Source organism: Curtobacterium sp. MCBA15_016, assembly GCF_001865105.1.
GTDB lineage: Bacteria > Actinomycetota > Actinomycetes > Actinomycetales > Microbacteriaceae > Curtobacterium.
The window spans coordinates 1-25,672 of sequence record NZ_MJGR01000040.1 but is presented as its reverse complement, the minus strand read 5'-3'; the positions used below and the strand labels follow the sequence as shown (position 1 = coordinate 25,672).

The 25,672-nt window shown below is 72.3% G+C and carries 26 protein-coding genes, 1 pseudogene and 1 riboswitch; of the genes and pseudogenes, 16 read left to right on the top strand and 11 right to left on the bottom strand.

The genetic code is table 11. The annotated features are described in order from the left end of the window. Positions 1-150: 150 nt before the first annotated feature. Entirely contained in the window at positions 151-759 is a 609-nt protein-coding gene (locus BIV03_RS15980) for a DUF3800 domain-containing protein (protein WP_139202021.1), read from the bottom strand. A gap of 18 nt (positions 760-777) precedes the next feature. On the opposite strand from BIV03_RS15980, the gene BIV03_RS15975 reads away from it, so the two are divergent. The 3 genes from BIV03_RS15975 to BIV03_RS15965 are packed head-to-tail and all read left to right on the top strand — an operon-like array spanning position 778 to position 2,712. Beyond that, positions 778-1,194 (top strand): VOC family protein, encoded by a 417-nt coding sequence (locus BIV03_RS15975; protein WP_071296396.1) that lies wholly within the window; start codon positions 778-780, stop codon positions 1,192-1,194. Between the two features lie 52 nt (positions 1,195-1,246). Continuing rightward, on the top strand, positions 1,247-1,864 hold the full coding sequence (locus BIV03_RS15970; RefSeq protein ID WP_071296402.1) for a DNA-3-methyladenine glycosylase I: 618 nt from the start codon (positions 1,247-1,249) through the stop codon (positions 1,862-1,864). Positions 1,865-1,902: 38 nt separating this feature from the next. Further along, positions 1,903-2,712, top strand: a complete 810-nt coding sequence (locus BIV03_RS15965; protein WP_083403490.1) for a DJ-1/PfpI family protein — start codon at positions 1,903-1,905, stop codon at positions 2,710-2,712. A gap of 1 nt (position 2,713) precedes the next feature. Here the strand turns inward: BIV03_RS15965 and BIV03_RS15960 are convergent, their stop codons facing one another. Continuing rightward, the gene (locus BIV03_RS15960) at positions 2,714-3,184 is read right to left on the bottom strand and encodes a GNAT family N-acetyltransferase (RefSeq protein WP_083403489.1); all 471 of its coding nucleotides are present in this window, start codon (positions 3,182-3,184) and stop codon (positions 2,714-2,716) included. Next, positions 3,181-3,942 (bottom strand): LysR family transcriptional regulator substrate-binding protein, encoded by a 762-nt coding sequence (locus tag BIV03_RS15955; RefSeq protein ID WP_175475905.1) that lies wholly within the window; start codon positions 3,940-3,942, stop codon positions 3,181-3,183. Before BIV03_RS15955 ends, BIV03_RS15960 begins: the two co-directional genes overlap by 4 nt. Positions 3,943-3,975: 33 nt before the next feature. On the opposite strand from BIV03_RS15955, the gene BIV03_RS15950 reads away from it, so the two are divergent. Together BIV03_RS15950 and BIV03_RS15945 are read left to right on the top strand one after the other, a co-directional pair. Further along, positions 3,976-4,365, top strand: a complete 390-nt coding sequence (locus tag BIV03_RS15950; protein WP_070418322.1) for a DUF5997 family protein — start codon at positions 3,976-3,978, stop codon at positions 4,363-4,365. 37 nt (positions 4,366-4,402) lie between these two features. Next, the gene (locus BIV03_RS15945; protein WP_071296394.1) at positions 4,403-4,909 is read left to right on the top strand and encodes a hypothetical protein; all 507 of its coding nucleotides are present in this window, start codon (positions 4,403-4,405) and stop codon (positions 4,907-4,909) included. Here BIV03_RS15945 and BIV03_RS15940 read toward each other — a convergent pair whose 3' ends face one another. Beyond that, entirely contained in the window at positions 4,910-5,320 is a 411-nt protein-coding gene (locus BIV03_RS15940; RefSeq protein WP_070418324.1) for a phage holin family protein, read from the bottom strand. It lies immediately after the preceding gene. 316 nt (positions 5,321-5,636) lie between these two features. Continuing rightward, positions 5,637-7,112 (bottom strand): MFS transporter, encoded by a 1,476-nt coding sequence (locus tag BIV03_RS15935; RefSeq protein WP_071296393.1) that lies wholly within the window; start codon positions 7,110-7,112, stop codon positions 5,637-5,639. 110 nt (positions 7,113-7,222) lie between these two features. Here BIV03_RS15935 and BIV03_RS15930 point away from each other — a divergent pair, with 110 nt between their 5' ends. Then, positions 7,223-7,789 carry a TetR/AcrR family transcriptional regulator gene (locus tag BIV03_RS15930; protein WP_071296392.1) on the top strand — a complete coding sequence of 189 codons (567 nt, stop codon included), beginning with the start codon at positions 7,223-7,225 and terminating at the stop codon, positions 7,787-7,789. Positions 7,790-7,798: 9 nt separating this feature from the next. After that, complete coding sequence (locus BIV03_RS15925) at positions 7,799-8,326, top strand: Lrp/AsnC family transcriptional regulator (RefSeq protein WP_070418327.1); 528 nt, start codon at positions 7,799-7,801, stop codon at positions 8,324-8,326. Position 8,327: 1 nt separating this feature from the next. Here BIV03_RS15925 and BIV03_RS15920 read toward each other — a convergent pair whose 3' ends face one another. Then, a complete protein-coding gene (locus tag BIV03_RS15920; RefSeq protein ID WP_070418328.1) occupies positions 8,328-8,759 on the bottom strand; it encodes a GNAT family N-acetyltransferase in 432 nt (143 codons plus the stop codon). A gap of 111 nt (positions 8,760-8,870) precedes the next feature. Here BIV03_RS15920 and BIV03_RS19220 point away from each other — a divergent pair, with 111 nt between their 5' ends. From BIV03_RS19220 to ribH, 7 genes and pseudogenes are all read left to right on the top strand, one after another. Then, positions 8,871-10,208 (top strand): hypothetical protein, encoded by a 1,338-nt coding sequence (locus tag BIV03_RS19220; protein WP_071296391.1) that lies wholly within the window; start codon positions 8,871-8,873, stop codon positions 10,206-10,208. 90 nt (positions 10,209-10,298) lie between these two features. After that, entirely contained in the window at positions 10,299-11,768 is a 1,470-nt protein-coding gene (locus BIV03_RS15910) for a hypothetical protein (protein WP_071296390.1), read from the top strand. A 195-nt stretch (positions 11,769-11,963) separates the two neighbouring features. After that, complete coding sequence (locus tag BIV03_RS15905; protein WP_254790926.1) at positions 11,964-13,277, top strand: esterase family protein; 1,314 nt, start codon at positions 11,964-11,966, stop codon at positions 13,275-13,277. Beyond that, entirely contained in the window at positions 13,274-15,697 is a 2,424-nt protein-coding gene (locus BIV03_RS15900; protein ID WP_071296389.1) for a bifunctional lysylphosphatidylglycerol flippase/synthetase MprF, read from the top strand. The genes BIV03_RS15905 and BIV03_RS15900 overlap by 4 nt, the downstream gene beginning before the upstream one ends. A 197-nt stretch (positions 15,698-15,894) precedes the next feature. Next, a riboswitch (FMN riboswitch) is annotated at positions 15,895-16,029 on the top strand. Positions 16,030-16,120: 91 nt separating this feature from the next. Further along, positions 16,121-16,822 (top strand): riboflavin synthase, encoded by a 702-nt coding sequence (locus BIV03_RS15895; protein ID WP_071296388.1) that lies wholly within the window; start codon positions 16,121-16,123, stop codon positions 16,820-16,822. Between the two features lie 59 nt (positions 16,823-16,881). Beyond that, positions 16,882-17,484 (top strand): annotated as a pseudogene (gene ribB, locus BIV03_RS15890) (3,4-dihydroxy-2-butanone-4-phosphate synthase); the annotation flags it as partial. A gap of 50 nt (positions 17,485-17,534) precedes the next feature. After that, positions 17,535-18,014, top strand: a complete 480-nt coding sequence (ribH, locus tag BIV03_RS15885) for a 6,7-dimethyl-8-ribityllumazine synthase (protein ID WP_070418333.1) — start codon at positions 17,535-17,537, stop codon at positions 18,012-18,014. Positions 18,015-18,186: 172 nt separating this feature from the next. Here ribH and BIV03_RS19840 read toward each other — a convergent pair whose 3' ends face one another. The 5 genes from BIV03_RS19840 to BIV03_RS15865 form a co-directional block, all read right to left on the bottom strand. Next, positions 18,187-18,357 carry a hypothetical protein gene (locus BIV03_RS19840; RefSeq protein WP_156794867.1) on the bottom strand — a complete coding sequence of 57 codons (171 nt, stop codon included), beginning with the start codon at positions 18,355-18,357 and terminating at the stop codon, positions 18,187-18,189. A 66-nt stretch (positions 18,358-18,423) separates the two neighbouring features. Beyond that, a complete protein-coding gene (locus BIV03_RS15880) occupies positions 18,424-18,972 on the bottom strand; it encodes a TetR/AcrR family transcriptional regulator (protein WP_070418334.1) in 549 nt (182 codons plus the stop codon). A gap of 148 nt (positions 18,973-19,120) precedes the next feature. After that, positions 19,121-20,044, bottom strand: coding sequence for a carbohydrate ABC transporter permease (locus BIV03_RS15875; protein WP_071296387.1), 924 nt, complete (start codon positions 20,042-20,044; stop codon positions 19,121-19,123). Further along, on the bottom strand, positions 20,041-21,081 hold the full coding sequence (locus tag BIV03_RS15870) for a carbohydrate ABC transporter permease (protein WP_083403485.1): 1,041 nt from the start codon (positions 21,079-21,081) through the stop codon (positions 20,041-20,043). The genes BIV03_RS15875 and BIV03_RS15870 overlap by 4 nt, the downstream gene beginning before the upstream one ends. Beyond that, a complete protein-coding gene (locus BIV03_RS15865) occupies positions 21,078-22,379 on the bottom strand; it encodes an extracellular solute-binding protein (RefSeq protein WP_071296386.1) in 1,302 nt (433 codons plus the stop codon). Before BIV03_RS15865 ends, BIV03_RS15870 begins: the two co-directional genes overlap by 4 nt. Before the next feature lie 183 nt (positions 22,380-22,562). Here BIV03_RS15865 and BIV03_RS15860 point away from each other — a divergent pair, with 183 nt between their 5' ends. Together BIV03_RS15860 and BIV03_RS15855 are read left to right on the top strand one after the other, a co-directional pair. After that, positions 22,563-24,623, top strand: a complete 2,061-nt coding sequence (locus BIV03_RS15860) for an aldo/keto reductase (RefSeq protein WP_071296385.1) — start codon at positions 22,563-22,565, stop codon at positions 24,621-24,623. Next, positions 24,602-25,624, top strand: coding sequence for a LacI family DNA-binding transcriptional regulator (locus BIV03_RS15855; RefSeq protein WP_071296384.1), 1,023 nt, complete (start codon positions 24,602-24,604; stop codon positions 25,622-25,624). The genes BIV03_RS15860 and BIV03_RS15855 overlap by 22 nt, the downstream gene beginning before the upstream one ends. The last annotated feature ends 48 nt before the right edge of the window (positions 25,625-25,672 follow it).

The window sequence follows — 25,672 nt, the reverse complement described above, 5'->3', positions numbered from 1 at the left end:
CGCGCCTCCCGTCCGTCCCGGTGCCGGTTGACGGCAGATCCGCGGCGGTCCTAGTATTGATATGTCGACCGCGTGCTGCTCGGTCGGAAGTGAGCCCCGGAGCATCCTGCAGCCAGCGCGGGACCGGGGTTTTGCGCTGTCCGGCTGCGTTCACGGCACGCGGACGACCGATCCGTCGAACTCGTGGTCGAGCGCGGCGACGTGTGCGCCGCACGCCAGGTCGGCCAGCGCGACCAGCGGCTCGTCGTCCGGGCGCACGTGCTCGTGGCGGACCGAGCGCCCGACCCCTCGACGTCGGAGCGCATCGAACATCGATCGGTCTGCGTCGTCGTGGGCCCGTCCGCGGGACTCGATGACGATCTCCCCGACGCCGCGTTGTTCGAGTTCCCACACCAGGCGTTCGAGACAGTGGCGCCGTCGGCGTTCGACGCGCGCGGCCGCCCCGTCGTAGCGGACGACGACGACCGCGACCGCGCGACGCAGGAGTTCGAGCCACGAGATCCGCTGCGCGTGCAGCGCTTCGTACCAGTGCAGCTTCCGCATCCGACGGGGCGTCGCGGCTCGGATCCCGGCGCGGACGTCGTCGCGCTCCCGGTCGTGCACGACCACCGCGGCCATCACGTACGCGGTGTGGTCGCGACCGCCGCCGGGTTCGGACTCGTCGACGTACGCGCGGTGCATCGAGCCAGTATATTGCGTACCGGTTGCTTCGCCGATGAAACGGTTGCGCTCCGACCCCGGGCGCGCCAGGTTGAGCACGACGAAAGGATCCTCCCCATGGACACGATGGTCTTCATCAACCTGCCCGTCGCCGACCTCGAGCGCTCGAAGGCGTTCTACGAGGCACTCGGCTACTCGATCAACCCGGCGTTCAGCGACGACACCGCGGCGTGCGTCGTGGTGAGCGACACCATCTACGTCATGGTGCTCACCCACGCCAAGTTCGCGGAGTTCACCACGAAGACCATCGCCGACGCCGACACGATCGAGGTCATCAACTCGCTCAGCGCCGACTCCAAGGACGAGGTGCACCGGATCGTCGACGCAGCGGTCGCCGCCGGTGGCTCCGAGGACCGCCCCGAGATGGACCTCGGGTTCATGTACCAGCGGAGCTTCGTCGACCCCGACGGGCACCGCTGGGAGTACGTGTGGATGGACCCGCAGGCGGCGCAGGACGGTCCGCCCGCCGAGTGAGCGACGACGGGTGTCGGCGGCGGGTGTCGGCGGCGACGGCCAGGATGGTGCCATGAGCTCCGAGCCCGTCGCCGCTGCCCCGTCCGACCTCGTCGTGGGTGACGACGGCCTCGCCCGGCCCGTGTGGGCATCGAGTGACGAGCTGTTGCGCGACTACTACGACACCGAGTGGGGAATGCCGGTGCGCGACGAGCGCGGAGTGTTCGAACGCCTGTCGCTCGAGGCGTTCCAGTCCGGGCTGTCGTGGCGGACGATCCTCGCGAAGCGTCCGGCGTTCCGGGCAGCGTTCGCGGACTTCGACGCCGACACGGTCGCGGCGTTCGGCGAGGACGACGTCGCACGGCTCATGGCCGACGCCGGCATCGTGCGGAACCGGGCGAAGATCCTCGCGACGATCACCAACGCGAACGCCACGATCGCCCTGCGCGAGGACGGCGGCCTGGCCGACTTCGTGTGGTCGTTCCGGCCGGCGACGACGCCCGAGCCGCTCACGTACGCCGACGTCCCGACGAAGTCGGACGAGTCCGTCGCACTGTCGAAGGCGCTCCGGAAGCGGGGCTTCGCCTTCGTCGGGCCCACCACGATGTACGCGCTGATGGAGGCGCTCGGCATCGTCGACACGCACCTCGTCGGCAGCCACCGCCGGGGGACCTCCGGCGTCTGGGGCTGATCCCGCCGGTGCCGACGGTGCAGGGCTAGGGTCGCGGCATGAGCTCCGAGAACCCGCGCGTCCGCCCCGTCCACCCGGTCGAGGCAGAGGTGGTGGAGGTGCCCCTCGACGCCGAGGTGCCGACGCCCGAGCCGTCCGACGACCCCGGTGCCGGCACCCCCGAGCACGACCCGGCCGAGATCCGGATCGCGTTCCTGTTGTTCCCCGGCCTGACGCAGCTCGACCTGACCGGGCCGGCGCAGGTGCTGTGCCGCGTCCCGGGAGCACGCGTCGAGTACGTCGCGGCGACGCTCGACCCGGTACCGAGCGACTGCGGGCTCTCGCTCGTACCGACCACGACCATCGGTGATGCCAGCCCGGCCGACGTGCTCGTCGTCCCCGGCGGCGACGGCGCCTTCGACGCGATGCTCGACCCCGCGGTGGTCGCGTTCGTCCGGCGCGAGGCCGAGCGCGCCACGTGGGTGACCTCGGTGTGCACCGGCGCGTTCGTCATCGGCGCGGCGGGGTTGCTCGCCGGCAAGCGCGCGACGACGCACTGGGCATCGAAGCCGATGCTCGCGGCGTTCGGTGCGCAGCCGGTCGACGACCGAGTCGTGGACGACGGGGCCGTCGTCACCGCGGCCGGGGTGAGCGCCGGCATCGACATGGCGCTCTGGCTCGCGGCCGAACTGGCCGGGCAGCCTGCAGCCGAGGCGATCCAGCTCCAGATCGAGTACGACCCGCAGCCCCCGTTCGACGCGGGTTCGGCCGTCCGGGCGGACACCCGGATCGTGACCGAGGCGCGTGCCGCAGCGGAAGCGGCACGTGGTGACCGGGTGGCGCGGGCGGCCGCGGCCGTGATGCGCTGAGTCAGTCGAGCGGGAGCTGCATCTGCGTCGCGGTGACGCCGTAGCCGAGTCGCTCGTAGAGGTCCTGCGCGCCCGTGTTGTACCCGAACACGTTCAGGCCGATGGTCCGGGCGCCGTTCGCGCGGGCGACCTCGTGCGCCTGCTCGAGTGCTCGGCGGGCGTGCCCCCTGCGTCGGTGCGGCTCGTCGATCTCGACGTCGAACACCCACCAGTCGGTGCTGCTCGGTGCGAACGGGCCGATCCAGAGGAACCCGACCACGGCTTCGGCACCGTCCAGGACGTCCCAGACGAAGTGCTCGGGCAGCGGCGTTCCGTCGGGGAACCACTTGTCGAGGGACTGCTGCTTGTTCGCCTCGGCGCGCTCCCGCGTCTCGCCCGCCCGGATGCGTGACTCGACGTACTCCGCCATCGTTCGGTCGAGCCACCCGGGCAGTCGCTCGGCCGGCATCGCGACGAGGTGCGTGTCCGTCACCGGTTGCCCTTCGACCCGCGCTTCGGCTTGCCCTTCATGCCGCGCTGCACACGGCCGCGACCGGTCGAGTTCTTCCCGCCGCCGCTCTTGCCACCGGTGCCCTTGGTGGCGCCGCGCTTGGCGACCGTCTTCGCGTTCGACGGTGCGGCCTTGCCGCCGCCCTTCGCCGGACGCGACCCGTCCTTCGGGTCGGGAGCCGCGCCTCCTGGCTGGTCCTGCTCACCCCGCGAACTGTTCGCGGTGCGCCCGCGGACCACGCCGATGAACTCCTCGGTGGTCTCGGTAGCGTCCTCGGAACGCCAGACGAGCACGATCCGGGTGCCGGGCGAGCCGGCGAGCGTGCGGCTGACGAGCTCCTTGCGGCTCGCGGCACGGAAGAGGGACTGGGGAAGGACGGCCACGCCGACGTTCGCCTCGACCAGGTCGAGCGTGGCGTCGACGTCCTCCGGGACCGGGCCGGGGTCGACGACGTGCACGTCCGTCGCGGCGAGGTCTACCTCGGCGAGGTCAGCGAGCGGGGAGTCCTTCGGCATCGCGACGACGGCGGTCTCGGTCCAGAGCGGGATGGCGTTGTGCGCGTCCGACACGGGGACCCGGGCGAACACCATGTCGGCCTCGCCGGCGAGCGCGTCGTCGACCTCGTCCGCTCCGATCGGGCGGAGTCGGAGCTCGGTCGTGGGGAAGCGCTCGCGCCAGACGCGGGCCCACTTCGCGGGGGACACCCCCGGCACGAAGGCGATGGTGAGTGCCGCGGTCATGCAACCGAGCATAGGGGCCGTACCCTTGTGTCCATGGCGCAGGAACAGACCATGAAGCCCGAGACGGCCGCGAAGAAGCTCGGCATCCTGCTGGCGGCCGCCCCGGAGACCTTCCGGGACGCGCCGATCAGCCGGACCGCGTTCGACGAACTCCGCACGGAACCCCCGACCTGGCTCGAGGACCTCCGTCGCGACGGACCGCACCCGCGACCCGTCGTGGCGCAGAAGCTCGGCGTGTCGATCTCGGGGCTGACCCGTGCGGGCATCGACGAACCGCTCACCACGGCGGAGATCAAGACGCTGCTCGAGCAGAAGCCCGAGTGGCTCGTCCGCGAGCGCGCGACGCAGGCCGCGGTGCACGCCGAGAACGCCCGCGTGAAGCAGGAGCGTGCCGCGAAGGCCGCTGGCCGCACCGAGGACTGACCCCGACCCGCACCACCCCGCCGCCCGAGGACACCCCGTGCACGAGACCGTCGCCGACGCCATGCTCGTCGTGCCGCAGTTCGCGTCGGTGTGCTGCATCGTGGGGGACCGGTACCGGCCTCGCCCGGGCGTGATCGTCCCCGCGGCGGTGATGCTCGTCGCGATGCTCATGCCCGTCGTGCACGCCGGAGCGGTGTGGACGCTCCTCGCCGCCACCGTGCTCCTGCTCCTCGCGCCGCTGCCCGTCATGCGGCGGCGGCGCGCCGACGGTCGCCGCGCTGAGCCGATGGATGTCCACCGGGCACTGTCGGCGGTCGTGATGTCCGGGATGCTCCTGATGGGGCACGCCACGGGCATCGCCGACGGACACGCGGGCCACGGCATCGCCCTGACCGCGGTGCTCGGCGCCGGAGTGATCGGCTACGCCGCGTTCAGCGGGTGGCTGCTCCGCCACGAGTGGGCACGAGAGGACCGGCGTGCCGTCCGGAGCGGCGAGGTCTTCGCGATGACGGTCGCCGTCGTCGGCATGACGCTCGCGATGTAGTCAGCGGTTCGCCACGCGCTCCTGCACCTCGTGGATCGTGTCGGACGGCACCGGCGGCACACCCCGACGGATGCCGGCGATGCCGACGACCGCGAGGACCGCGGTGACGACGCCGAACACGACGAGCGTGATGCCGGTCGCGGCCCAGAGCGGGAGCACGAGCGCAAGCAGCACCACCACGAAGCCGGCGAGCAGGACGAGGGTCGTCAGCGCGAACGCCACCGCGACACCGGTGAGCACGAGGCCCGTCTTCGCGCCGCTGACGCGGTCGCCGATCTCGCGTCGTGCCGATGCGACCTCGTCACGGACGGCGCGGAGCACCGGCTCGAGCGCCTTCTGCACGAGCCCGGCGGTGACGGTGTCACGGAAGGACGGCTTGCCGGTCGTGGTGTCGTCGTGGTCGGTGCTCATGGTGTCTCCTGTTCTTCGGGCGCGGTCGTCCGCACCCACCAGGGTGACGCGTCGGGGACGGGAGTCGTCACGTGTCCGACGCGCATGCTCGGCGGGTTCCCAGGACCGGCGGTGACGAGCAGGTTCCGTCCGGCGCGTGACCGTTCTGGTTCGCGGATGCCGGGGATCGCGAACCGGAACGGTCACGCGCCGAGAAGAACACGGGCTTCGGCGCGTCCGCCGCGGGGACGAGCGGGTGACGGACTGGAGGCCCGGCTCGCGTCGACGACGCAGGCCGGGCCTCCGGAGACGGTCGGGTCTCGACCGCCGTCGTGCGCTAGGACGCGATCTCGTCCAGGTCGTCGATCCCGCGTGCGGCGGCTGCGGCCCGCCGTGCCCGCATCGACGGTGCCGCGACGGCGGCCAGGACCGCGAGGACGGCCACGCCCGTGCACGCCCAGAACCCGATCGTGAACGCGTCGTCGGTCGGCAGCCCCTGCGCGGTGGTGTGCGACGTGATCAGTGCCGCGATGACCGCGGTGCCGACGCTGGAGCCGATCGTGCGGACGACGGTGTTGGCGCTGATGGCCTCGCCGGTCTGGTTCGCGGGGACGCTCTCGATGATCGCGTTCGAGCACGCGGCGAGGGCGAGGCCGATGCCGATGCCCGTCAGGACGCCGGACACGACGACCTCGGCGATCGCGGCGTGCGAGATCGCGGGGATGAGGAACGCGGCGACGATGGCGACCCCACCGAGCAGCATCGGCGGCTTCGGGCCGACCTTGCGGACGAGGATGCCGGCGATCGGCCCGGCGATGATCATCATGACGACGGTCGGGAGCAGGAAGAGCCCTGCTTCGGTCACGTCCTTGCCGAACCCGTACCCGACGGCGGTCGGGAGCTGGAGGAGCGTCGGGACGAGGACGAACGTGCCGAACATCGCGAAGCCGAAGACGAGCGCGACCACGTGGGCCGTCCAGACGCCGCGGACCGCGAACAGCCGGACATCGATGAGCGGTTCGGCGACGCGGAGCTCGACGAGCACGAAGGCGACGAGTGCGACCGCGCCGAGGATCAGCAGACCGATGGTCTTGCCGTCGCCCCAACCCCAGGTCTCGCCCTCGCTGATCGCCAGCAGGATCGCGACCAGGGAGACCGCGAGCACACCGGTGCCGAGCATGTCCAGGCGACCGGGCTTCCGGACCGGGGACTCGGGCATGCCGAAGACCGCGCCGAGCAGAGCGATGACGACGAGCACGGCGGGGAGCCAGAACAGCCAGTGCCACGAGAGGTGTTCGACGATCGGGCCCGCGGCGACGATCCCGACGCCCGCGCCGATGCCGAAGATCGCCGACAGCAGGCCGATCGTGACGCTGACCTTCTCCTTCGGGAGCTCGTCGCGGACGATGCCGATCGACAGGGGCATCACGGCACCGGCGGCACCCTGGAGCGCGCGACCGACGATCAGCGTGCCGAGGTTCGGTGCGAGAGCGGCGAGGACGGCGCCGACGAGGAGGATCGACAGGACGACGATGAGCACCTTGCGCTTGCCGATCATGTCCCCGAGCCGGCCGAGGATCGGCGTGAGCACCGACGCCGAGAGCAGGTACGCCGTGAGCACCCAGCTCGTCGCGCTCGTGGAGGCGCCGAGGTCCTGTCCGATGGTCGACAGCGCCGGTGCGACGAGCGACTGCAGGACGGCGAAGGACAGGCCGCCGAGCGACAGGTAGACGATGATCGCCGTGCTGTTCGGTCGGCGCGCACCGGTGGTGGGGTGGGACCCGGTCCGCGGGGTCTCCATGGTCTCGGTCATCGTGCTCCGTACGCTCGGATGTAAACAGTTGCTGACTTGACGAGGGTACGCGGTTCCGGGCTGATGTCAACAATTGCTTACATCAGTCCCCGAACCGCTACGCTCGGAGCATGAGCAAGGACGCCGAGGCAACCCGCCGACTGCTCGTGCAGGCCGCGCGACGTCGCTTCGCCTTCGACGGCTACCGGGCCACCACCGTGCGCGACATCGCCGCGGACGCCGGCGTGAACGTCGCCCTGATCAACCGGTACTTCGTGTCGAAGGAGGGGCTCTTCCGGGAGTGTCTCGACCGCGTCGCCCGCGACCTCGGCGCCGAGGAGCGGCCCGTGCCGGACCTCGAGCGGTCCCTCGCCGGCATGATCGAGCACGCCGTCCGGTCCCCGACCGACGACGACTCGCTCCAGCTCATGCTGCTGCTGCGCTCCTCGGGGGACGACGGCGCGGACGCCATCCGCCGCGAGACACTGCGCCGCTACGCCGAACGACTCGCCGGGGCCGTCCACGACGAGGTCACCGACGACCTGCTCCTCCGCGCCGAGATCGCCCTGGCGGTGGTGCTCGGAATGACCATGCTCCGGACGTCCACGAAGGTCGAGCCGCTCGCGTCGGCCGACCACCAGGCGGTCTCGGACGCGCTCACCGGGGTCCTGCGGCAGCTCCTCGCCGGGCCGCGGTAGCGTCGAGCCGTGTCCGATCGCCACGTCCGTCGCCCCGATCCCGCGCCGCGCCTCGACGAGGTCGACGAGCGGATCCTCTGGACCCTCGCCGCCGACGCCCGGATCCCGAACAACCGCCTCGCCGCTGCGGTCGGCATCGCCCCGTCGACGTGCCTGACGCGCGTCCGTGCGCTCGAGGACGCCGGGGTCATCCGTGGCTACCGGGCCGACGTGGACGTCGCACGGCTCGGCTTCGCGATCGAGGCGATGGTCTCGGTCCGGGTGCACGCCGCAGCGCGCCACGAGCTCCGCGACTTCGCGAAGCGGCTGCTCCGGGTGCCCGTCGTGCAGGACGTGTCGTTCCTGGCCGGCGACAAGGACTTCCTCGTGCACATCGCGTGCACGTCCACCGAGCAGCTCCGCGACTTCGTGGCCGACGAGCTCAGCGGCGACCCCTCGGTGGCGACGACGCAGACGAACATCGTGTTCGAACGGCTCGTCGCCGACCGTGCACAGCAGGGGCGGTCGTTCGACGAGCTCCGGCGCTGGCGGGCCTGACTCAGCGCGTGCGGGTCATCGGGAGGTGGGGGATCCCGTCCTCGTTGAAGTCCTCGCCCGAGCGCACGAACCCGAACCGGGCGTACCACTGCTCGAGGTGCGCCTGGGCGTCGATCGCGATGCGCGGGGAGCGTGCCTCGGCGATCGCGGCCTCCATCAGCAGCGACGAGAGCCCCTGCCCCCTGGCGGCCTTCGCGGTGGCGACGCGGCCGATGCGCTCGGTGCCGTCGTCCTCGCGGAGGAGCCGGAGCGTGGCGTCGACCGAGCCCTGCCCCGCCCAGAACTGCAGCGTGCCGGGCTCGAGGTCGCGCCCGTCGATGTCCGGGTAGGCGGCTGCCTGCTCGACCACGAACACGTCCTGCCGGAGTCGCAGGATCTCGTGCAGGGTGACGACGTCCAGGTTGCGCGTCGGGGCGTTGAAGATCGAGACCAAGACCGGCCTTTCCTGACGATTTCTTCCGAAACAGGGTGCGTTCCGGAACGGAGCGGCGTACATTGCCGGACAACCACTCTACGTGCGCAGCCGAGATCAGGAGGTGAGCGCATGGACCAGCCGTTGCGCGCACCCTGGCGCGCGATGATCCGGTACGTCGTGTTCGGCGTCGGCATCGCCGCTGCCCTCGTGCTGCTCTCGTTGGTGCTCGGCGCTCGTCCGGCCGCGGCGGCCCCCGCGCCCGCCCAGCAGACGCTGCAGACCCACCCGTCGCAGGAGCGCGGGCTGGTCGGCGGAGTCGTCGACGGTCTCGGCGACACCGTCCAGGGCGTCGCCGGTGGGGTCGGGCACGTCGTCGACGGCGTCGTCGCCCCGGTCCGGAAGGCCGTCGTCCCCGCCGCTCCGGCAGCTCCGGCCGCGCCCGCACCGGGCGCCCCGGCAGCGCACCCGGCACCGGCGGCCCCGGCGGCGCCGGCACCCGCAGCTCCGGCACCGACCCGCCCGTCGAGCGCCGCTCCGGCCCACACGCAGCCGTCGAGCGCCGCTCCGGCACCGTCCACACCGGCACACGCCGCGCCTGCCCCTGCAGCACCGGCAGCGCAGCCCGCGACCGCCCCCGCGGCGGCACCCGCAGCGACCAGCGCGACCCCCGCAGCACCGCAGGCCGGACCGGCGGAGGCGAGCAGCGCCTCCAGGCCCGTCACCGGCACGGTCGGGACCGTCCTCCGTCCCGTCACCGGCGCCGTCCAGACCTTCACCGACGCTCGCCCCGTGACCACCGTCGTGCACTCGCTCGACCAGGTGGTCGGCGGCCTCCCGGTCGTCGGAACGGTCCTCGGCGAAGACACCCTCGGCACCGTGACCGACCCGGTCAGCGGGCTGGTGGACGACACCCTCGGCGGCGTCGGCACGGTCGTCGGATCGGTGCCGGACGTGCTCACCGGCTTGCCTCCGACGGTCGGCGGCGTCCTGCCAGGAGGCACGGATCCCGTCGTCGGCCTCCCCACCGCTCCGGTGGGCGGCACGTCCACGGCCCCGGTCGCGTCGACACCGTCGCTCACGTCCCCGGGCGCTGCCAGCGCTGTCGCGCCGGCAACCGTGGCGCCGGGCAGCGCTGCCGAGCGGACGGACGCCGTCGCCACCGTGCGGGCCTCCGTGCTCGCCGGAGGCGCGAGCGCCGCCGCTGCACCGGGCGTGCAGGACGCGTCGTTCGGCGGCCGGGCACTCCTCGTCCCCGAGGGCCACGGCGTCACGTTCGGCGGCCCCGCGGACGGCTCCGCCACCGGTGCCCTCGGTGGCAGCGCTGCCGGTTCCGCCGGGTCGGCAGCAGCCGTCGGCATCGTCGGTTCCGACGACCAGGTCTCCCTCGCCGCGGGGTCACGCGGCACCATCGCCGACGACGCGGTCCCCGCGTCGATCGTCGGCGAGCACGACGTCGCCCCTGACTGAGATCGGTGCGCCTGTCCGACACGGCAGGCACGCACCGCCGGCCGCCATCGCGGTCGGTCCACATCTCATCTCGATCAGGGAGCAACGATCATGAACAAGTACGTCTCGAGAGGGCTCTGGTTCGCCCTCTTCGTCGGCGGTCTGACGCTCGGGGGTGCGGTCGCGGCGAACGCGGCGACGACCTCCGGAGCGGACGGCACCGCCTCGGGCACACAGGTGGCGCCGTCGATCGACGCGCCGGTGTCCGCGACCGGCAACGCACTCGGGGTCCTCGGCGACGCGGTGTCGTCGGTCACCCGTCCGGCAGCGCCCGCGGCCCCGGCCGCACCGTCGTCCTCGGCTCCGGCCGCGACACCGTCCACGTCGGGTGCCGACGGCATCGCCTCGGGGACGCAGGTCGCCGGTGCGGTGACCGCGCCGGGCTCCGCGACGGGCAACGCGGTGGCGGTCGGCGGCGACGCCGTGTCCGCTGCCGCCACTCCTGCCGCGTCGGCGCCCGCCGACTCGACGCCGGCTGCTCCGGCCGCTGCGCCGACGACCTCGGGGTCGGACGGCACGGCCTCGGGCACGCAGGTCGTGCCCGTGGTGTCCGTCCCGGTGACGGTGTCGGGGAACGGCATCGGGCTGCTCGGTGACGGCACCTCGGCGGGGGCAGCTGCCCCGGCGGCCGGCGCCACGACGCCGACCGCAGGCGGTTCGACCTCCGGGTCGGACGGCACGGCCTCGGGCACGCAGGTGTCCCCGGTGGTGTCGGTCCCGGTGACGGTGTCGGGCAACGGCATCGGGCTGCTCGGTGACGGCACCTCGGCGGGGGCAGCTGCCCCGGCGACCGGCACCACGACGCCGGCCGCGGGTGGTTCGACCTCGGGGTCGGACGGCACGGCCTCGGGCACGCAGGTGTCCCCGGTGGTGTCGGTCCCGGTGACGATCGGTGGGAACGGCATCGGCCTCGTCGGTGACGGCACGAGCACGGGTTCCACGGCCCCGGCGACCGGGACCACGACGCCCACCACGGGCGGATCCACCTCGGGTGACGGGGGACTGCTCTCGGGCAGCCAGATCACACCCGTGATCAGCCTCCCGATCACCATCGGCGGCAACGGCATCGGCATCGTCGGCGACGGCACCAGCTCGACCACGACGCCCGGTGGCGGCGCCGCTCCCGGTGACGGCACCGACCCCGGCGACGGCACGGACCCGGGCGACGGCACCACCCCTGGTGACGGCACGGACCCCGGTGACGGCACCACCCCTGGTGACGGCACCGACCCCGGCGACGGGAACGGCGCCGGCGACGGCACCACGCCCGTCACGGTGACCACCCCGGCCACCGGGGCCGGCGCGGCCGTGGCGACCAGCGCCTCCCGGCCCGCGACGGTCGTCGCGACGACCGCCGGTGCCTCGACGGTCGTCCAGGCCGCCGTCCGCACGGTGGCTGCGTCGAGCAGCCAGCCGGCCCTCGCCTACACGGGAGCGTCCTCGCCGGTCGTCCCTGCCGGCATCGCCCTGCTGCTGCTCCTCGCCGGAGCCGGGACCCTGGTGCTGCGCAAGCGGCACTGACGTCCGACGGGCTCGAGGGGCACCGCGCCGCGGTGCCCCTCGCACCCGTGCCCGCCGTCGGCCGGACCTGTGTCCGCCGTCCGCCGTCCGCTGGACGAACGCCGAAGGCTCTCTGGGAGCCGACCATGGCGAACCTGTGCGGAGCAGAAGCGCCTCCGAGGCCGCCCGGCAGCAGGGCAGCGCCACGATGAGAGCGTGCTCCACGACCTCCTGCGCATCCCCATCACGGGCTCGACCGTCCTCGTCCCGGTCGACGTGCTCGCCGCCGTCCTCGTCGTGTGGGCGCTCCTCGCCCGGCCGCGATCGCTCGGCCGCGTCCTCGTCCGGATCGCCGCCCTCGGCGTCGGTGCGGTCGCCGGGCTGGCGCTCGTCTGGTGGTTCGGCGACGTCCAGGACGCGTTCGGTGTCGCGTTCACCTCGGTGACCCGGATGTGGGTCGCCCTGGCGTGCGCCGGGATCCTGCTGCTGGTCGTGCTGCTCGTGCAGGGCGGCTGGGCGGGCCGGGTGGTCGCCGGGGCCGCCGCCGCGAGCCTGCTGCTCGCAGCGGGACTCGGCATCAACGTCGACTTCGGCTTCTACAAGAACGTCGAGCAGGCCATCGCCACGAACCCGTACAAGACGCGGACCCTGGCGGAACGGGACCCCGCGGCCGAGCGGCTCGTCGACCTGCACGACTGGCACGCACCGGCGGACATGCCGAAGGAGGGCGAAACGTTCAGCGTGACGATCCCCGGCACGATCTCGCACTTCCACGCCCGGAAGGCCGTGGTGTGGCTCCCGCCGGCTGCGCAGGTCCGGAACGCCCCGGCGCTGCCCGTGCTCGTCGCACTCTCCGGGCAACCCGGCGAACCGGCCGACCTCTTCCAGACCGGCGACATCGGCCACTACCTTGACCGGTATGCAGCAGCGCACGACGGCCTCGCCCCGATCGTCGTCGCCCCGGACCAGCTCGGCGCTCCGAACCGCAACCCGATGTGCGTGGACTCCCGGCGGCTCGGGCGCAGCGAGACCTACGTCATGACGGACACCGTCGACTGGATCCGGAAGCACCTCGCGGTCGCCACGGCACCGACGGGCTGGGGCGTGGTCGGCTTCTCCGAGGGGGCCACCTGCGCGATGCAGTTCTCGTCCGCCCACCCCGACGTCTTCGGGTCCGCGCTGGCGATCTCGAGCGAGATCGCCCCGAAGAACGGCAGCCTGCAGCACACCATCGCCGTCGGCTTCGGCGGTTCCCGCTCCGCCTACGACGCCGCGACGCCGGTCGCCGAGATGCGCGCCCACGGCCGGTACGCCGACCACCTCGTCGTGTTCGGGGTGGGCGGGGACGACGCCCCGTACAAGGCGTCCACCGCCACGCTCCGTGCGGCGGCCGAGCGGGAGGGCATCGCCACGCAGCTGGTCGTCTCCCCAGGGTCGGCGCACGACTGGAACACCGTCCGCTACGTGCTCGCGCACGGCCTCCCACCGGTGCTCGAGCACCTCGGGCTCCCCGCGAGCGGACCGCTGTGAGCGGCGTCGCATCGGCACTGGCGACCGTCCGCCGGGTCGTCGTCACCCGCCCGGTCACCACGGCGATCGTCCTGCTCGTGCTGGCGACCTCGACGCTCGCGTTCGTGCTCCGGCTGGAACACGGGGCGCACGCGACCGTGTTCGGTCCGTTCCGGGTCTTCGCGGCATCGACCGGCGTGCTCGCCCTGCTGCTGACGCTCGCCGGGGTGGTCGTGCTCGTCGGGGCGTCGGAGCGGCTCATGGGGTCCTGGCGCACGGCACTGGCGTTCGTGGTCACGACCGTCGTCGGCACGGGCATCGCCGCGTTCGCCGTGCTCGTCGACCTCGACGGCAAGGGCGCCGTACCGATGGTGCTCGGCCGGGCGACGAGCTTCGACCCCTGGACCGCCATCGTCGGCACGGTCGTCACCGCCAGCGCCTTCGCGGGGACCCTGTGGCGGCGGCGGATCCGGGTGAACGCCCTCGCCGTGGTCGCCGCCCTCCTGCTCTACGCCGGACACGTCTCCGACCTGTCCGCCGTCCTCGCCGCGGCCGCCGGGTGGCTGCTCGGCGAACTCCTGCGCCGCACGCCGAAGCGGCAGGGCTGGGTGCGCAGCTCGCACCGCGAGATCCGGGTGCTGCTCGGCACCGCGGTGCTGGTGTCCGCCGTCGGCCCCGTCATCGCGCTGGTGTCCCGCGCGCGGGTGGGACTCCTCGCACCGATCGCCGCGGTCGTCGGCGCCGGCCCCGTCACCCCGGTGCGGGGCTGCCGTGCGGACGCGGTCGCGGGGGAGTGCCTCCGCGGGCTCCTGTCCTTCCGCGCGACCGACCCGTGGACCCTCGTGCTCGCCGTCGCGCCCCTGCTCGTGCTCGTCGTCGGCGGACTCGGACTCTTCCGCGGCAGTCGCTTCGCGGTGTGGCTCGTGGTCGTCGTCGACACGGTGACGGCGATCGCCGCCGCGATCACCTACGGCCTCGTCCCGGGGCGCGTCGTCGCGCAGCACGGCCTCGAGGACCAGTTCGTCACCGACGTGTCCATCGTCGCGTCGATCGTCGTCCCGCTCGGGACCGCGGTCGTCCTCGTCGTGCTGCGGCGGTCCTTCACGGTGCTCACCAGCCGCCGCCGCGTCGTCGCCTTCGCGGTCACCGTCGGTGCGGCCGCGGTCGGCATCGTCGTCGTGGTGCTGGTCGTCGCCGCGTCCTCGGCGCACCACGTCGAGGACCCCCTGCGGCTGGCGCTCGCCGCCCTGGGCCCGCTCGCACCGGTGAGCTTCTGGGACCGGCTCCCGTCGCTCGACCACGCGCTCCGGCTCGTGCTCGGGCTGAGCGGACCGGTGCTCTGGCTGGTCGTGGCGATCGCCGCCGTCCGGCCGACCGGTGCCGTCGAACCCGACACCGACGCCGACGCTGCACACGCCGACCGCGAGCGCGCCCGCGCCCTGCTCGTCGCCGGTGGCGGGGACGCGTTCGGCTGGATGACGACCTGGCAGGGCAACGCCTACTGGTTCGCCGAGGACGGTCGCGCCGGCGTCGCCTTCCGCCGCAACGGCCGCGTCGCGGTGACGGTCGGCGGGCCCTTCGGCTGGCCCGACGCCCGCACGGCGGCGATGACCGCGTTCGCCCGGTGGTGCGACGACAACGGCTGGACGGCGGTCTTCTACGGCATCGGCGCGGAGACCGCCGGGGTGCTCACCGCGCAGGGCTGGGCGACGCTCCCGGTGGCCGAGGACGCCGACTTCGACCCCCGGACGTGGACGACGAGCGGGAAGAAGAAGCAGGACGTCCGGACCTCGGTGAACAAGGCGGCGCGCGAGGGCCTCACCGCGACCTGGTCGAGCTGGCAGCAGCTGCCCGCGTCCACCACCCGGCAGATCGAGGCGATCTCCGAGGAGTGGGTCGCCGAGCGCGAGCTGCCCGAGATGGGGTTCACCCTCGGCGGGGTCGACGAGATGCGCGACCCCGCGGTGCGCACCCTCGTCGCGCAGGACCCCGAGGGCACGGTGCTCGCGGTCACCAGCTGGTTGCCGGGGTACCGGGACGGCCGGGTCGTCGCCTGGACGCTCGACGTCATGCGACGCACACCCGCGGCACCGAACGGCGTGATGGAGTTCCTCGTCGCGAGTGCGGCCGACCGGATGCGCGAGGACGGCGTCGAGCGACTCAGCCTGTCCGCGGCCCCGCTCGCGCAGGCCGCCGAGGGCCCGCAGGCGAACGACGGCGTGCAGAGCCTGCTGGACCTGGTCGGCGGGGTCCTCGAGCCGGTCTACGGGTTCCGGTCGCTGCTGCGGTTCAAGCAGAAGTTCGGCCCCGAGCTGCACCCGCTGGTGCTCGCCTACCCGGACCCGGTCGCGCTGCCGGCGATCGGGATCGCGGTGGTGCGCGCGTACCTGCCGGACCTGTCGCTCCGGCAGGCGGTGGCGTTGGCGCGCGGGCGCGGCTGAGCAGACGGACCGACGGACGGTTCGGGAGGCGCGGCGCACCTCCGCCCCGCGGCCAGCGGGACCGGGTGGCGGACGCGGGTCGCGGGGTCGGCCGCACCGCGCCTCCTGGACCGCAGCGCGGTCACGCGACGTCCGGTTACGCCCACGGAACCGGCGCAACGTGTCCGTCACCTGCGTGGGGTATCGTTCCCGGTACGCAAGCGCTCCGGGGTCGGTGCAAGTCCGAACCGGTGGTGACAGTCCACGAACTGATGACGGGTGCGAACCCGGCAGAGGTTGACCCGGTGGAACTCCGGGACCGACGGTGAAAGTCCGGATGGGAGGCGCGCTGGCGGACGAGACGTCCCACGATCCGTGGGTGCGACCCGTCCGTCGATGCCGACGATCGTCGAACGCCCCCGGAGTCCCGTTGAGAGGACACCAGTGTTCACCGGCATCATCGAGGAACTCGGCACCGTCACCGCCGTCGAGCAGCACGGCGACTCCGTCGCGCTCACCGTCCGCGGGCCCGTCGTCGTGCAGGACGCCCGGCACGGCGACTCCATCGCGACGAGCGGCGTCTGCCTGACCGTCGTCGAGCAGACCCCGGAGACCTTCACGGCCTTCGTCATGAAGCAGACGCTCGACATGAGCGCGCACGGGTCGCTCGCGGTCGGCGACCGGCTCAACCTCGAACGCGCGGCCTCGGTCGGCGACCGGCTCGGCGGGCACATCGTCCAGGGCCACGTCGACGGCACCGCCACCGTGCTCGAGACCGCGGACGGCGACGGCTGGCGGCGCGTCCGGTTCTCGCTCGCGCCGGACCTCAGCCCCCTGGTCGTCGACAAGGGCTCGATCGCGATCGACGGCGTCTCGCTGACGGTCAGCGCCGTGTCCTCCGAGGACACCCCCGCCGCGGCCGCCTGGTTCGAGGTGAGCCTCATCCCCGAGACGCTCGAGGCCACCACGCTCGGCGACCGCGTGCCGGGGGACCGGGTGAACATCGAGACCGACGTCCTGGCCCGGCACGTCCGGCGGATGCTGCGGCTCGACGCCGCGGTGCGGCCGCTCGAGGGTGCCACGGGTCCGCTCGCGGGTGACGCGCGTCCGCTCGCGGGTGCCACGCTCGGCCAGGAGGCACGGTGATGGTCGCCGGGGCACGTCCCGCCGCGCAGGCGGGTGCCTCCGGTGCGGTCGTCCCGGGATTGCTCGGGTTGTCGAGCGTCGACGAGGCCATCGCCGCCATCGCCGCCGGCCGCCCGGTGATCGTCGCCGACGACGAGGACCGCGAGAACGAGGGCGACGTCATCCTCTCCGCCGAACTCGCCTCCCCCGAGTGGATCGCCTGGACGGTGGCTCACTCGTCGGGGTTCATCTGCGCACCGGTGAGCGTCGAGATCGCCGACGCACTCGACCTCCCGCCGATGGTCGCCCACAACGAGGACGTCCGCGGGACGGCATACACCGTGACCGTCGACGCCGCCGTCGGGGTCACCACCGGCATCAGCGCCCACGACCGAGCGCACACGTTGCGGGTCCTCGCCGACCCGGCGTCCGTGCGCGACGACCTGCACCGGCCCGGACACGTCGTGCCCCTGCGCGCCCGTCCGGGCGGGGTCCGCGAGCGTGCGGGCCACACCGAAGCCGCGATCGACCTGGTCACCGCCGCAGGGCTCCGGCCCGCCGCGGCGATCTGCGAGATCGTCGACGAGGACGGCGGCATGATGCGTCTGCCGGGACTCCTCGGACTCGGGGCACGCGCCGGCGTGCCCGTCATCACCATCGCCGCGCTCGCCGAGTGGCTCGACGCGGCAGACCGGGCAGCGGCGGAGTCCGCGCCCACGGAAGGAACGGCACGATGAGCGGAGCAGGCGCGGCGGACCGCGACCACGTCGACGGCAGCGGCATCCGGGTGGCGATCGTCGCCGGGCAGTGGCACGACGAGATCGCCGGTGGCCTCCTCGCCGGGGCGCAGCGCGAGGTCGAGCGGCTCGGGGCCACGGCGGAGGTCATCCCCGTCCCCGGGAGCTTCGAGCTGCCCGTGGTCGCGAAGGCCGCGCTCGAGGCCGGGTTCGACGCGGCGGTCGCCCTCGGCGTGATCATCCGCGGTGGGACCCCGCACTTCGAGTACGTCTCGGACGCGGCGACGAGCGGCCTCACCCGGGTCGCGATCGACGCCGGCAAGCCCGTCGGGTTCGGGGTGCTCACCCTGGACGACGAGCAGCAGGGCCTCGACCGTGCCGGGCTGCCCGGTTCGAAGGAGGACAAGGGGGCCGAGGCCGTGCACGCCGCCGTGTCGACCGTGGTGACCCTGCGCCGGCTGCGCGTGCTCGCGTAGGCGACCCGCGCCTCCTGGCCCGCCGCGCGTCAGCGCGTCAGCGCGTCGCTCCTACGTTCGCACAACCGAAGTCACCCCGCGCCACGCGATCACGTGGTGCGGGGTGACTTCCGTTGTGCGAACGGCCCCGCACCTCTTCAGGTGCGGGGCCGTTCGTGTGCGGTGGTGCTGACTACCGCTTGCCGAACACGTGGATCGGCAGGAAGAAGGAGAGGCACATGAGCACGAGACCGCCCATGAAGATGAACGCCTGACCCGAGCTCACCTGGAACGCGAAGCCGAACAGGTACATCGAAACCAGCAGCAGCAGGATCGAGAAAACAGCGGCGATGACGCGGCCCACAGTGGTACCTCCGGAATCAGGCGGGTGGATCGGACCCAGTCTATCCCCAGGAGCGACGAACTCGGTTCACGCGCCGGGGCGGGTGGCGATCAACCGGTCGACCACGGCGAGGAGCGGTTCCATGTCGACCGAGGCGCGGTCCGGTCGGACCTCACTGGCGGCGCCGAGGGACGCCGCGTGGTACAGCCCGTCGCCCATGAGCTTGATCGCCTGCGCCGTGGGGACGTCCCCGAGCGAGTCGACGAGCGTGGCCAGCCAGGCGTTCTCGGTCTCGTCGAGGGTGCGGCCCGCCTCTTCGTAGCCGGCCTGCTGCAGTCGGCTCGCGGCGAGGAGGGCGAGGTCGAGCTCGCTGCCCACGAACTGGCAGTTCCGCACGAAGTAGCGGGCGGCGCCGTCCTCGGCGTCACGCATGCGCTCGACGTCGATGGCGGAGAGGTCGGACAGGCGCTCGCAGAGTCCCTCGACCAGGGCGGCCTTCGAGCCGAAGTGGTAGAGCAGTCCGCCCTTGGACACCCCGGCCCGGGCGGCCACGGCGTCGAGGGTCGCCGGACGCTCTCCTTCCTCGCACACGATGGCGACGAAGCTGTCCAGGACACGATCGCGGGCGCTTGCCATGCCGGAAGTCTGCCATGGGACGCGGGCGTGCCGCGTCCGGCGGGCGCGGAGCGGGCGCAGCGCAGGCGCGGAGGAGGCGCTGTGCCGACGACACGGCGGGCGCAGCGCAGGCGCCGTGGGCCATCCTCCACGGCGCCTGCGGGTCCGGTCAGCCCTTCAGCGCCCCCGCCGCGATGTTCGCGATGAAGTGCCTCGAGCCGATGATGAACACCCCGATGAGCGGGAACACGCTGATCACGGCACCGGCCATCACCGAGCCGAGGTCGGTCGCGTTCACCGAGCTGAGCGAGGCGAGTGCCACCTGGAGCGTCTGTCCCTTCGGGTCGATCAGCACGATCAACGGCCACACGTAGTCGTTCCACGCCGTGATGAAGGTGAAGATGCCGAGGAACGCGAGGCCTCCGCGGAGCATCGGGACCGCGATCGACCACCAGGTGCGGAAGAACCCGGCGCCGTCCACGCGCGCGGAGTCGATGACCTCGTTCGGGATCGACCCGGTGGCGAACTGCCGCAGGAGGAAGATGCCGAACGCGTTCGCCGCCCCGGGGACGATGAGCGCCTGGAGTCCACCGATCCACCCGAGGTGCGCCATGAGCACGAAGCTCGGCACGAGCGACAGGCTGCCGGGGACGAGGAACGTCGCCAGCATGACGGTGAACAGCGAGCGCTTGAACGGGAACTCGTACTTCGCGAAGGCGAACGCGGCCAGCGAGTCGAACAGCATGACCAGGACCGCGGTGCCGCCGGCGACGATGACGGTGTTGCCGAGCGCCCGCAGCATGTCGACGCTGCTGAACACCGTGGCGAGGTTCTGCATGGTGTGGTCGCTGAACCACAGCGACGGCGGGTAGCCGAAGATCTGCGCGTTCGACGACGTCGACATGACGAGCAGCCAGTAGAACGGGAAGATCGACAGCACGACGCCGACGATGAGGCACAGGTGCGTGACGAGCCGTCCGACCCAGCCGTGCCTGAACCCCCGGCGGTGGCCGTCGGGCCCGTCGGTGACGGCGTTCGGCCGGCCGAGTGCGGCGGCGGTGTTCGTGGTGCGGGGTGCGGTGTCGGCGCTCATGCGCGGGGTCCCTTCGCGCTGGTCGTGACGGTGCGCGGGGTGCGCAGTCGCCGTGGGGTCTTGAGCCCGTCGCGCTCGCTGAGCAGTCGCCAGTTGATGATCGCGAAGACCACGGAGAAGAAGAACAGCACCCAGGCGATCGCCGAGCCGTACCCGAAGTCGAACTGGTTGAACGCCTGGTCGTACTGGTAGAGCACGATCGTCATGCCGGCCTCGTCGGGGCCGCCGACGGCCTGCCCGTTGAACAGGATCTGCGGCTCGGTGAAGAGCCCGAGGCCACCGATGGTCGACGTGATGACGGTGAACAGGATGACCGGCCGCAGCATCGGGATCGTGATGCGCGTGAAGATCTGCCAGGTGTTCGCGCCGTCCACCTTCGCCGCGTCGTACAGCTCGGTCGAGATCGACTGCAGGCCGGCGAGGTAGATGATCGCGTTGTACCCGGTCCAGCGCCAGATGACCATGACCGCGATCGTGACCTTGATGCCCCAGTACGACGAGAGCCAGCCGACCGGGTCGGCACCGACGGCTCGGAGCGCGGCGTTGACGAGCCCGAACCCGTCCGAGAACACCGAGCCGAACACGATGGCCATCGCGACCATGCTCGTCACGTTCGGGATGAAGAACGCGACCCGGTAGAAGCCCTTCGCCCGGATGTTGCCGTGCAGCAGGAACGCGAGCACGAGGGCGAGGAACAGCATCGGGACGGTCGAGATGATCCAGATGATGAAGGTGTTCGAGACGGCGTTCCAGAACCGCGGGTCGGTCAGCAGGTACTGGTACTGCGCGAGGCCGACGAACGCGGGGGAGCCGACGCCGTCCCAGTCGGTGAACGACAGCACGATCGAGAAGACGATCGGGAACAGCCCGAACACGAGGAACAGCACGTAGAACGGCGCGATCGCCACGTACTGCGGCCAGAACCGGCGCAGGCTGAAGCGGTGCCCGGTCGCCGCGGTGGAGATCGACGCGGTGGGGGCGCCCCCGACGACGGGGTTCGCGGTGGTGGCGGTCTTCTCGCGGATCGGCGCGCTCATGCCGACACCCCGCGCTTCGCCAGGACGCGGTCGGTCTGGTCGATGGCGTCCTGCCAGGCACGCTCCGGGTCCTTGCCGCCGGACTCCACGTTCGTGATCTCGGTCGCGAAGGCGCCGATGAACCGCTCCGAGTTCGAGATGTACGTCACGGGGACCTCCGGTGCGGCCTTGCTGAAGAAGTCGAGCGGGTTCTGGTCCCCGAAGAAGTCGCCGGGGTTGCGCATGATGCCGTTCTCGAACGACGCGGGTGTCGACGGGAAGAGCTGGATGTCGTTGTAGGTGTGGGACTGCACGTCCGCGCCGGTGATCCACTTGGCGAACGCCACCGCGGCTTCCGGGTTCTTCGACGTCTTGGGCACGGCCAGGAACGAGCCGCCGCTGTTGCCCGGTCGCTCGGGCTGCCGGGCGATCCGCCACTTCCCGGACAGGTCCGGAGCCGTGTCGTGGATGATCTGCGTCCACCACGCGCCCTCGATCTGCCCGGCGACCCGACCCGCGACCCACCCGGCGTTCTGGTCGGTCCCGGACTGCAGGTTGCCGGTGATCCCGGCGTGGATCGACTCGACCGCGTTCTCCCAGGCCTTCCGGATCGAGCTGTCGTCGTCGTGGTAGAGCGGCTGGTCGTCACGGTCGAAGTACCGCGTGGGGCTCGCGGAGACGAACTGGTTGAAGAGCTGCGTCGCGGTGATGATCGTCGCGGCACCGGTCTTCTGCTTGATCTGCTTGCCGAAGGTCCGGAAGTCCGCCCAGGTCTGGATCGCCGCGCTCACCTCGTCCGGGTCGGTGGGGAGGTCGGCCTTCTGCAGGACGTCCTGGTTGTAGAAGAAGCCGGTGGGGCCGGTGTCGACGGGCCAGAAGCACTGCCGCCCGGACGGGGTCCGGCCGAGCGAGAGCTTCCAGTCGTAGTAGGCGGACTTCTCGGTGGCGGAGGGATCGAAGTCGGTGAAGAGGTCCTCGTCGGGGAAGTAGAGCCAGCAGTTCGAGTTCACCATGAGGACGTCGGGGATGAACGCGTTCCCGGCGAGGGCGGTCCGGAACTTGGTGTCGTACGACGCCCCGCCGATGAGGTCCGGCCGCAGCCGCATCGGTTCGTGGCCGCTGATGCCCCGGGCCGCCTGCTTCAGGAACTTCGGGTCGAGGGACCGGTTCCAGTACCAGAGGACGAGTTCGTCCGGGTCCTTGGAGATCGCGGTACCGGTGGAACACCCGGCGAGGAGGGCCGTGGTGGCGAGTGCGCCGAGGGCGCCTGCGCCGGCGAGGAACCCCCGCCGGCTGAGACTGTGCGTTGCTGCTGTCACTGGTGTGCCTGCTCTCGTCGTTGAGATGCGGAACCGTTGAGCGCTCGACCGTGAACGCTCACGAAGTGGTCAGAGCATGCCCCGGCCGACACGCCGTGTCAAGCATCCGCATCGTTGCAGGTGCGGAGACGGACGGGTACGGTCGTCGGGACCGTGAAGGTTCACGACACGATAGGGATCCGCATGTCAGCGCAGACCGCGACCACCGCCAGCAGCACCTCCTCGACGGGGCACGACACCCCCGGCTGGGCCGTCCTCGGCCCCGGTGGGATCGCCCGCCGCTTCCTCTCCCAGCTGCCCTCGAGTGGCGTCGGGGCGACCCTCGTCGCCGCCGGCAGCTCATCGGCGGAGCGAGCGGGAGCGTTCGCTGCCGAGGCGGCCGAGCACGGGTTCGCCGACGTCGTCGCGGCCACCTACGACGAGGTGCTCGCCGACCCGCGCGTCGACGCCGTCTACGTCTCGACGGTCCACACCGGGCACGCGGCGCTCGTCCTCGCGGCGCTCGCGGCGGGCAAGGCGGTCCTCTGCGAGAAGCCGCTCTCGCCGAACCACGGCACGTCCATGGCGCTCGCCGACGCCGCACGCCAGGCCGGCCTGCCCCTCGTCGAGGCGTACATGTACCGCTTCCACCCGCAGACCGCGGCCCTGCTCGACCTCGTCCGGCAGGGTGCCATCGGTACCGTCACGCACGTCGACGCCTCGTTCGCGTTCCGGGCGGGCAGCCGCTCCGGCCGACTCTTCGACGTCGACACGGCCGGCGGCGGGATCCTCGACGTGGGCGGCTACCCGGTGACCATGACGGCCGCGATCGTGCAGGCCGCGACCGGCGTGGCCGTCGCCGAGCCCACCGAGCTCACCGCCACCGGGACCGTCGGCCCGACCGGCGTCGACGAGTGGACGGTGGCACAGCTCAGCTACACCGGCGGGATCACCGCGAACCTCCGGACCGGCGTCCGCGTGCAGGACGACAACGCCGTGGTCGTCCACGGCACCACGGGGAAGATCACGCTCACCGACCCGTGGACCCTCGGCGACGACCCCACGATCGAGATCAGCACGGTCGACGAGGACCCGCGCACGCTGTCCTTCGCCGGGGCGCACCCCTACGCCCTCGAGGCCGACGCCACCACGGCGGCCCTCGCGGCCGGTCGTGTCGACGCCCCCGAGTTCACCCTCGACGAGTCGCTCGCCACCGCCCGGACGCTCGACAAGTGGCGTGCCGCGATCGGTCTGCGCTTCCCGTTCGAAGCCGAGACCGCCGACATCCCGACCGTCAGCGGCCGACCCCTCACGGTCGCCGCGCACGAGCCCGACCGTGCCGACAACCCGATGCGCTACGGCGAGGTCGCGGGTGTCGGCAAGCGCATGTCCCGACTGGTGATGGGTGTCGACAACCAGCCCGACCTGGCGCACGCGAGCGCGATCTTCGACCTGTTCGTGGAGCAGGGCGGCAACGTGTTCGACACCGGCTACATCTACGGCGGGGGCGTGCTCGAGGGTCGGCTCGGCAAGTGGATCCAGAACCGCGGCGTCCGCGAGGACGTGGTCGTGATCACCAAGGGCGCGCACACGCCGTACTGCGACCCGGAGTCCCTCACCCGGCAGCTGCTCGAGAGCCTCGAGCGCCAGGGCACCGACTACGCGGACATCTACATGATGCACCGCGACAACACGGACATCCCGGTGGGGGAGTTCGTCGACGTCCTCGACGAGCACCGTCGTGCTGGCCGCATCCGCGTGTACGGCGGCTCGAACTGGACCCCTGCCCGGTTCGACGAGGCGAACGCCTACGCCCGCGCGAACGGCAAGCACGAGTTCGAGGTGCTGAGCAACCACTTCGGCCTGGCCGAGGCGTACGACGTGCCGTGGGCCGGCTGCGAGCACGCCACCGACGCGGCGTCGAAGCAGTGGCTCGAGGAGCGCCAGGTGCCCCTGCTGCCCTGGTCCTCGCAGGCGCGTGGGTTCTTCACCGGCCGGGCCAAGCCGGAGGACACGAGCGACGCAGAACTCGTGCGCTGCTACTACAGCGACGAGAACTTCGAGCGGCTGCGCCGTGCGTCGGAGCTCGGCGAGCGGTTCGGCGTCCCCGCGACGGCGATCGCCCTGGCCTACGTGCTGCACCAGCCGTTCCCGACGTTCCCGCTCTTCGGACCGCGTACGATCGCGGAAGCCCGGTCGTCCATGACCGGCCTCTCCGTCGACCTCACTCCGGAACAGGTGGCATGGCTGGACCTCCGCGACTGACCGAACCCGTTCCCGCACCCGGCGGCCGGGCGACGATCATCGACGTCGCCGCGGCCGCCGGGGTGTCCCGGCAGACCGTCACCCGGGCGATGAACGGCATGTCCGGCATCAGCGCGGCGACGAAGGAACGGGTCCTCGCCGCCGCGGAGCGCCTCGACTACCGGCCGTCGCGCTTCGGCCGCGGGCTCGTCACGGGTGGCGACCACCAGCTCGGCCTCGTCGTGAACGACCTGCGCAACCCCTACACGCCGCAGCTGGCCTCGGCCGTCTTCCGACTCGCCGCCGAGCAGGGCTGGAACGTCATGCTCGCCGACGTCGACCTCGCGAGCGACGCCGACCGGATGGTGCAGGCGCTCGGGTCGCAGACGGACGTCGTCATCGGGTACCTCGGCTCCCGTCGCGACCGGTGGCGCGAGCTCCTCGGCACCGTGCCGATGGTCGAGCTCGACCCGTACTCGGAGCCACCGACCGCAGCCGTCTGGATCGACCCCGCCGACGCGATCGAGGTCCTCGCCGACCACCTCGTCGCCACCGGGGTCCGGCACCCGGTCGTGCTCGACAACTCCTCGCCGGAGCACACGAGTGTCCGCGGCATCCTCATGATGGACGCCCTCCAGCGGCGCGGGTACCTGCCCGAGCTCGTGCACGCGGAGCACGGCACGGCGGAGTGCGGCGCCGAGGAGACGACACGGATCCTCCGGCGACGCCGACGACAGGACGCGATCCTCGCCTTCAACGACGTGATGGCGCTCGGTGTCCTGCAGGCCTGTCGGCGGGCGGGCGTCGACGTCCCGCGGGAGCTCCGGGTCGTCGGCGTCGACGGCCTGCCGCTCGGCTCGCTCGTCTCGCCGACGCTCACCACGTTGGCGGTGGACCTCGACGAGGTCGCGCGTGAAGCGCTCGACCTCGCCCTCGGCATGCTCGCCGGCGAGCTGCCGCGGCAGGGTGACGCGGTGCAGCGCACGGTGCGGCACCGCCTGCTCCTGCGCGAGTCGGCCTGACGACGCGGCCCACGAGACAGCGCGACCGGAGGACGGACGGGAGGCGCG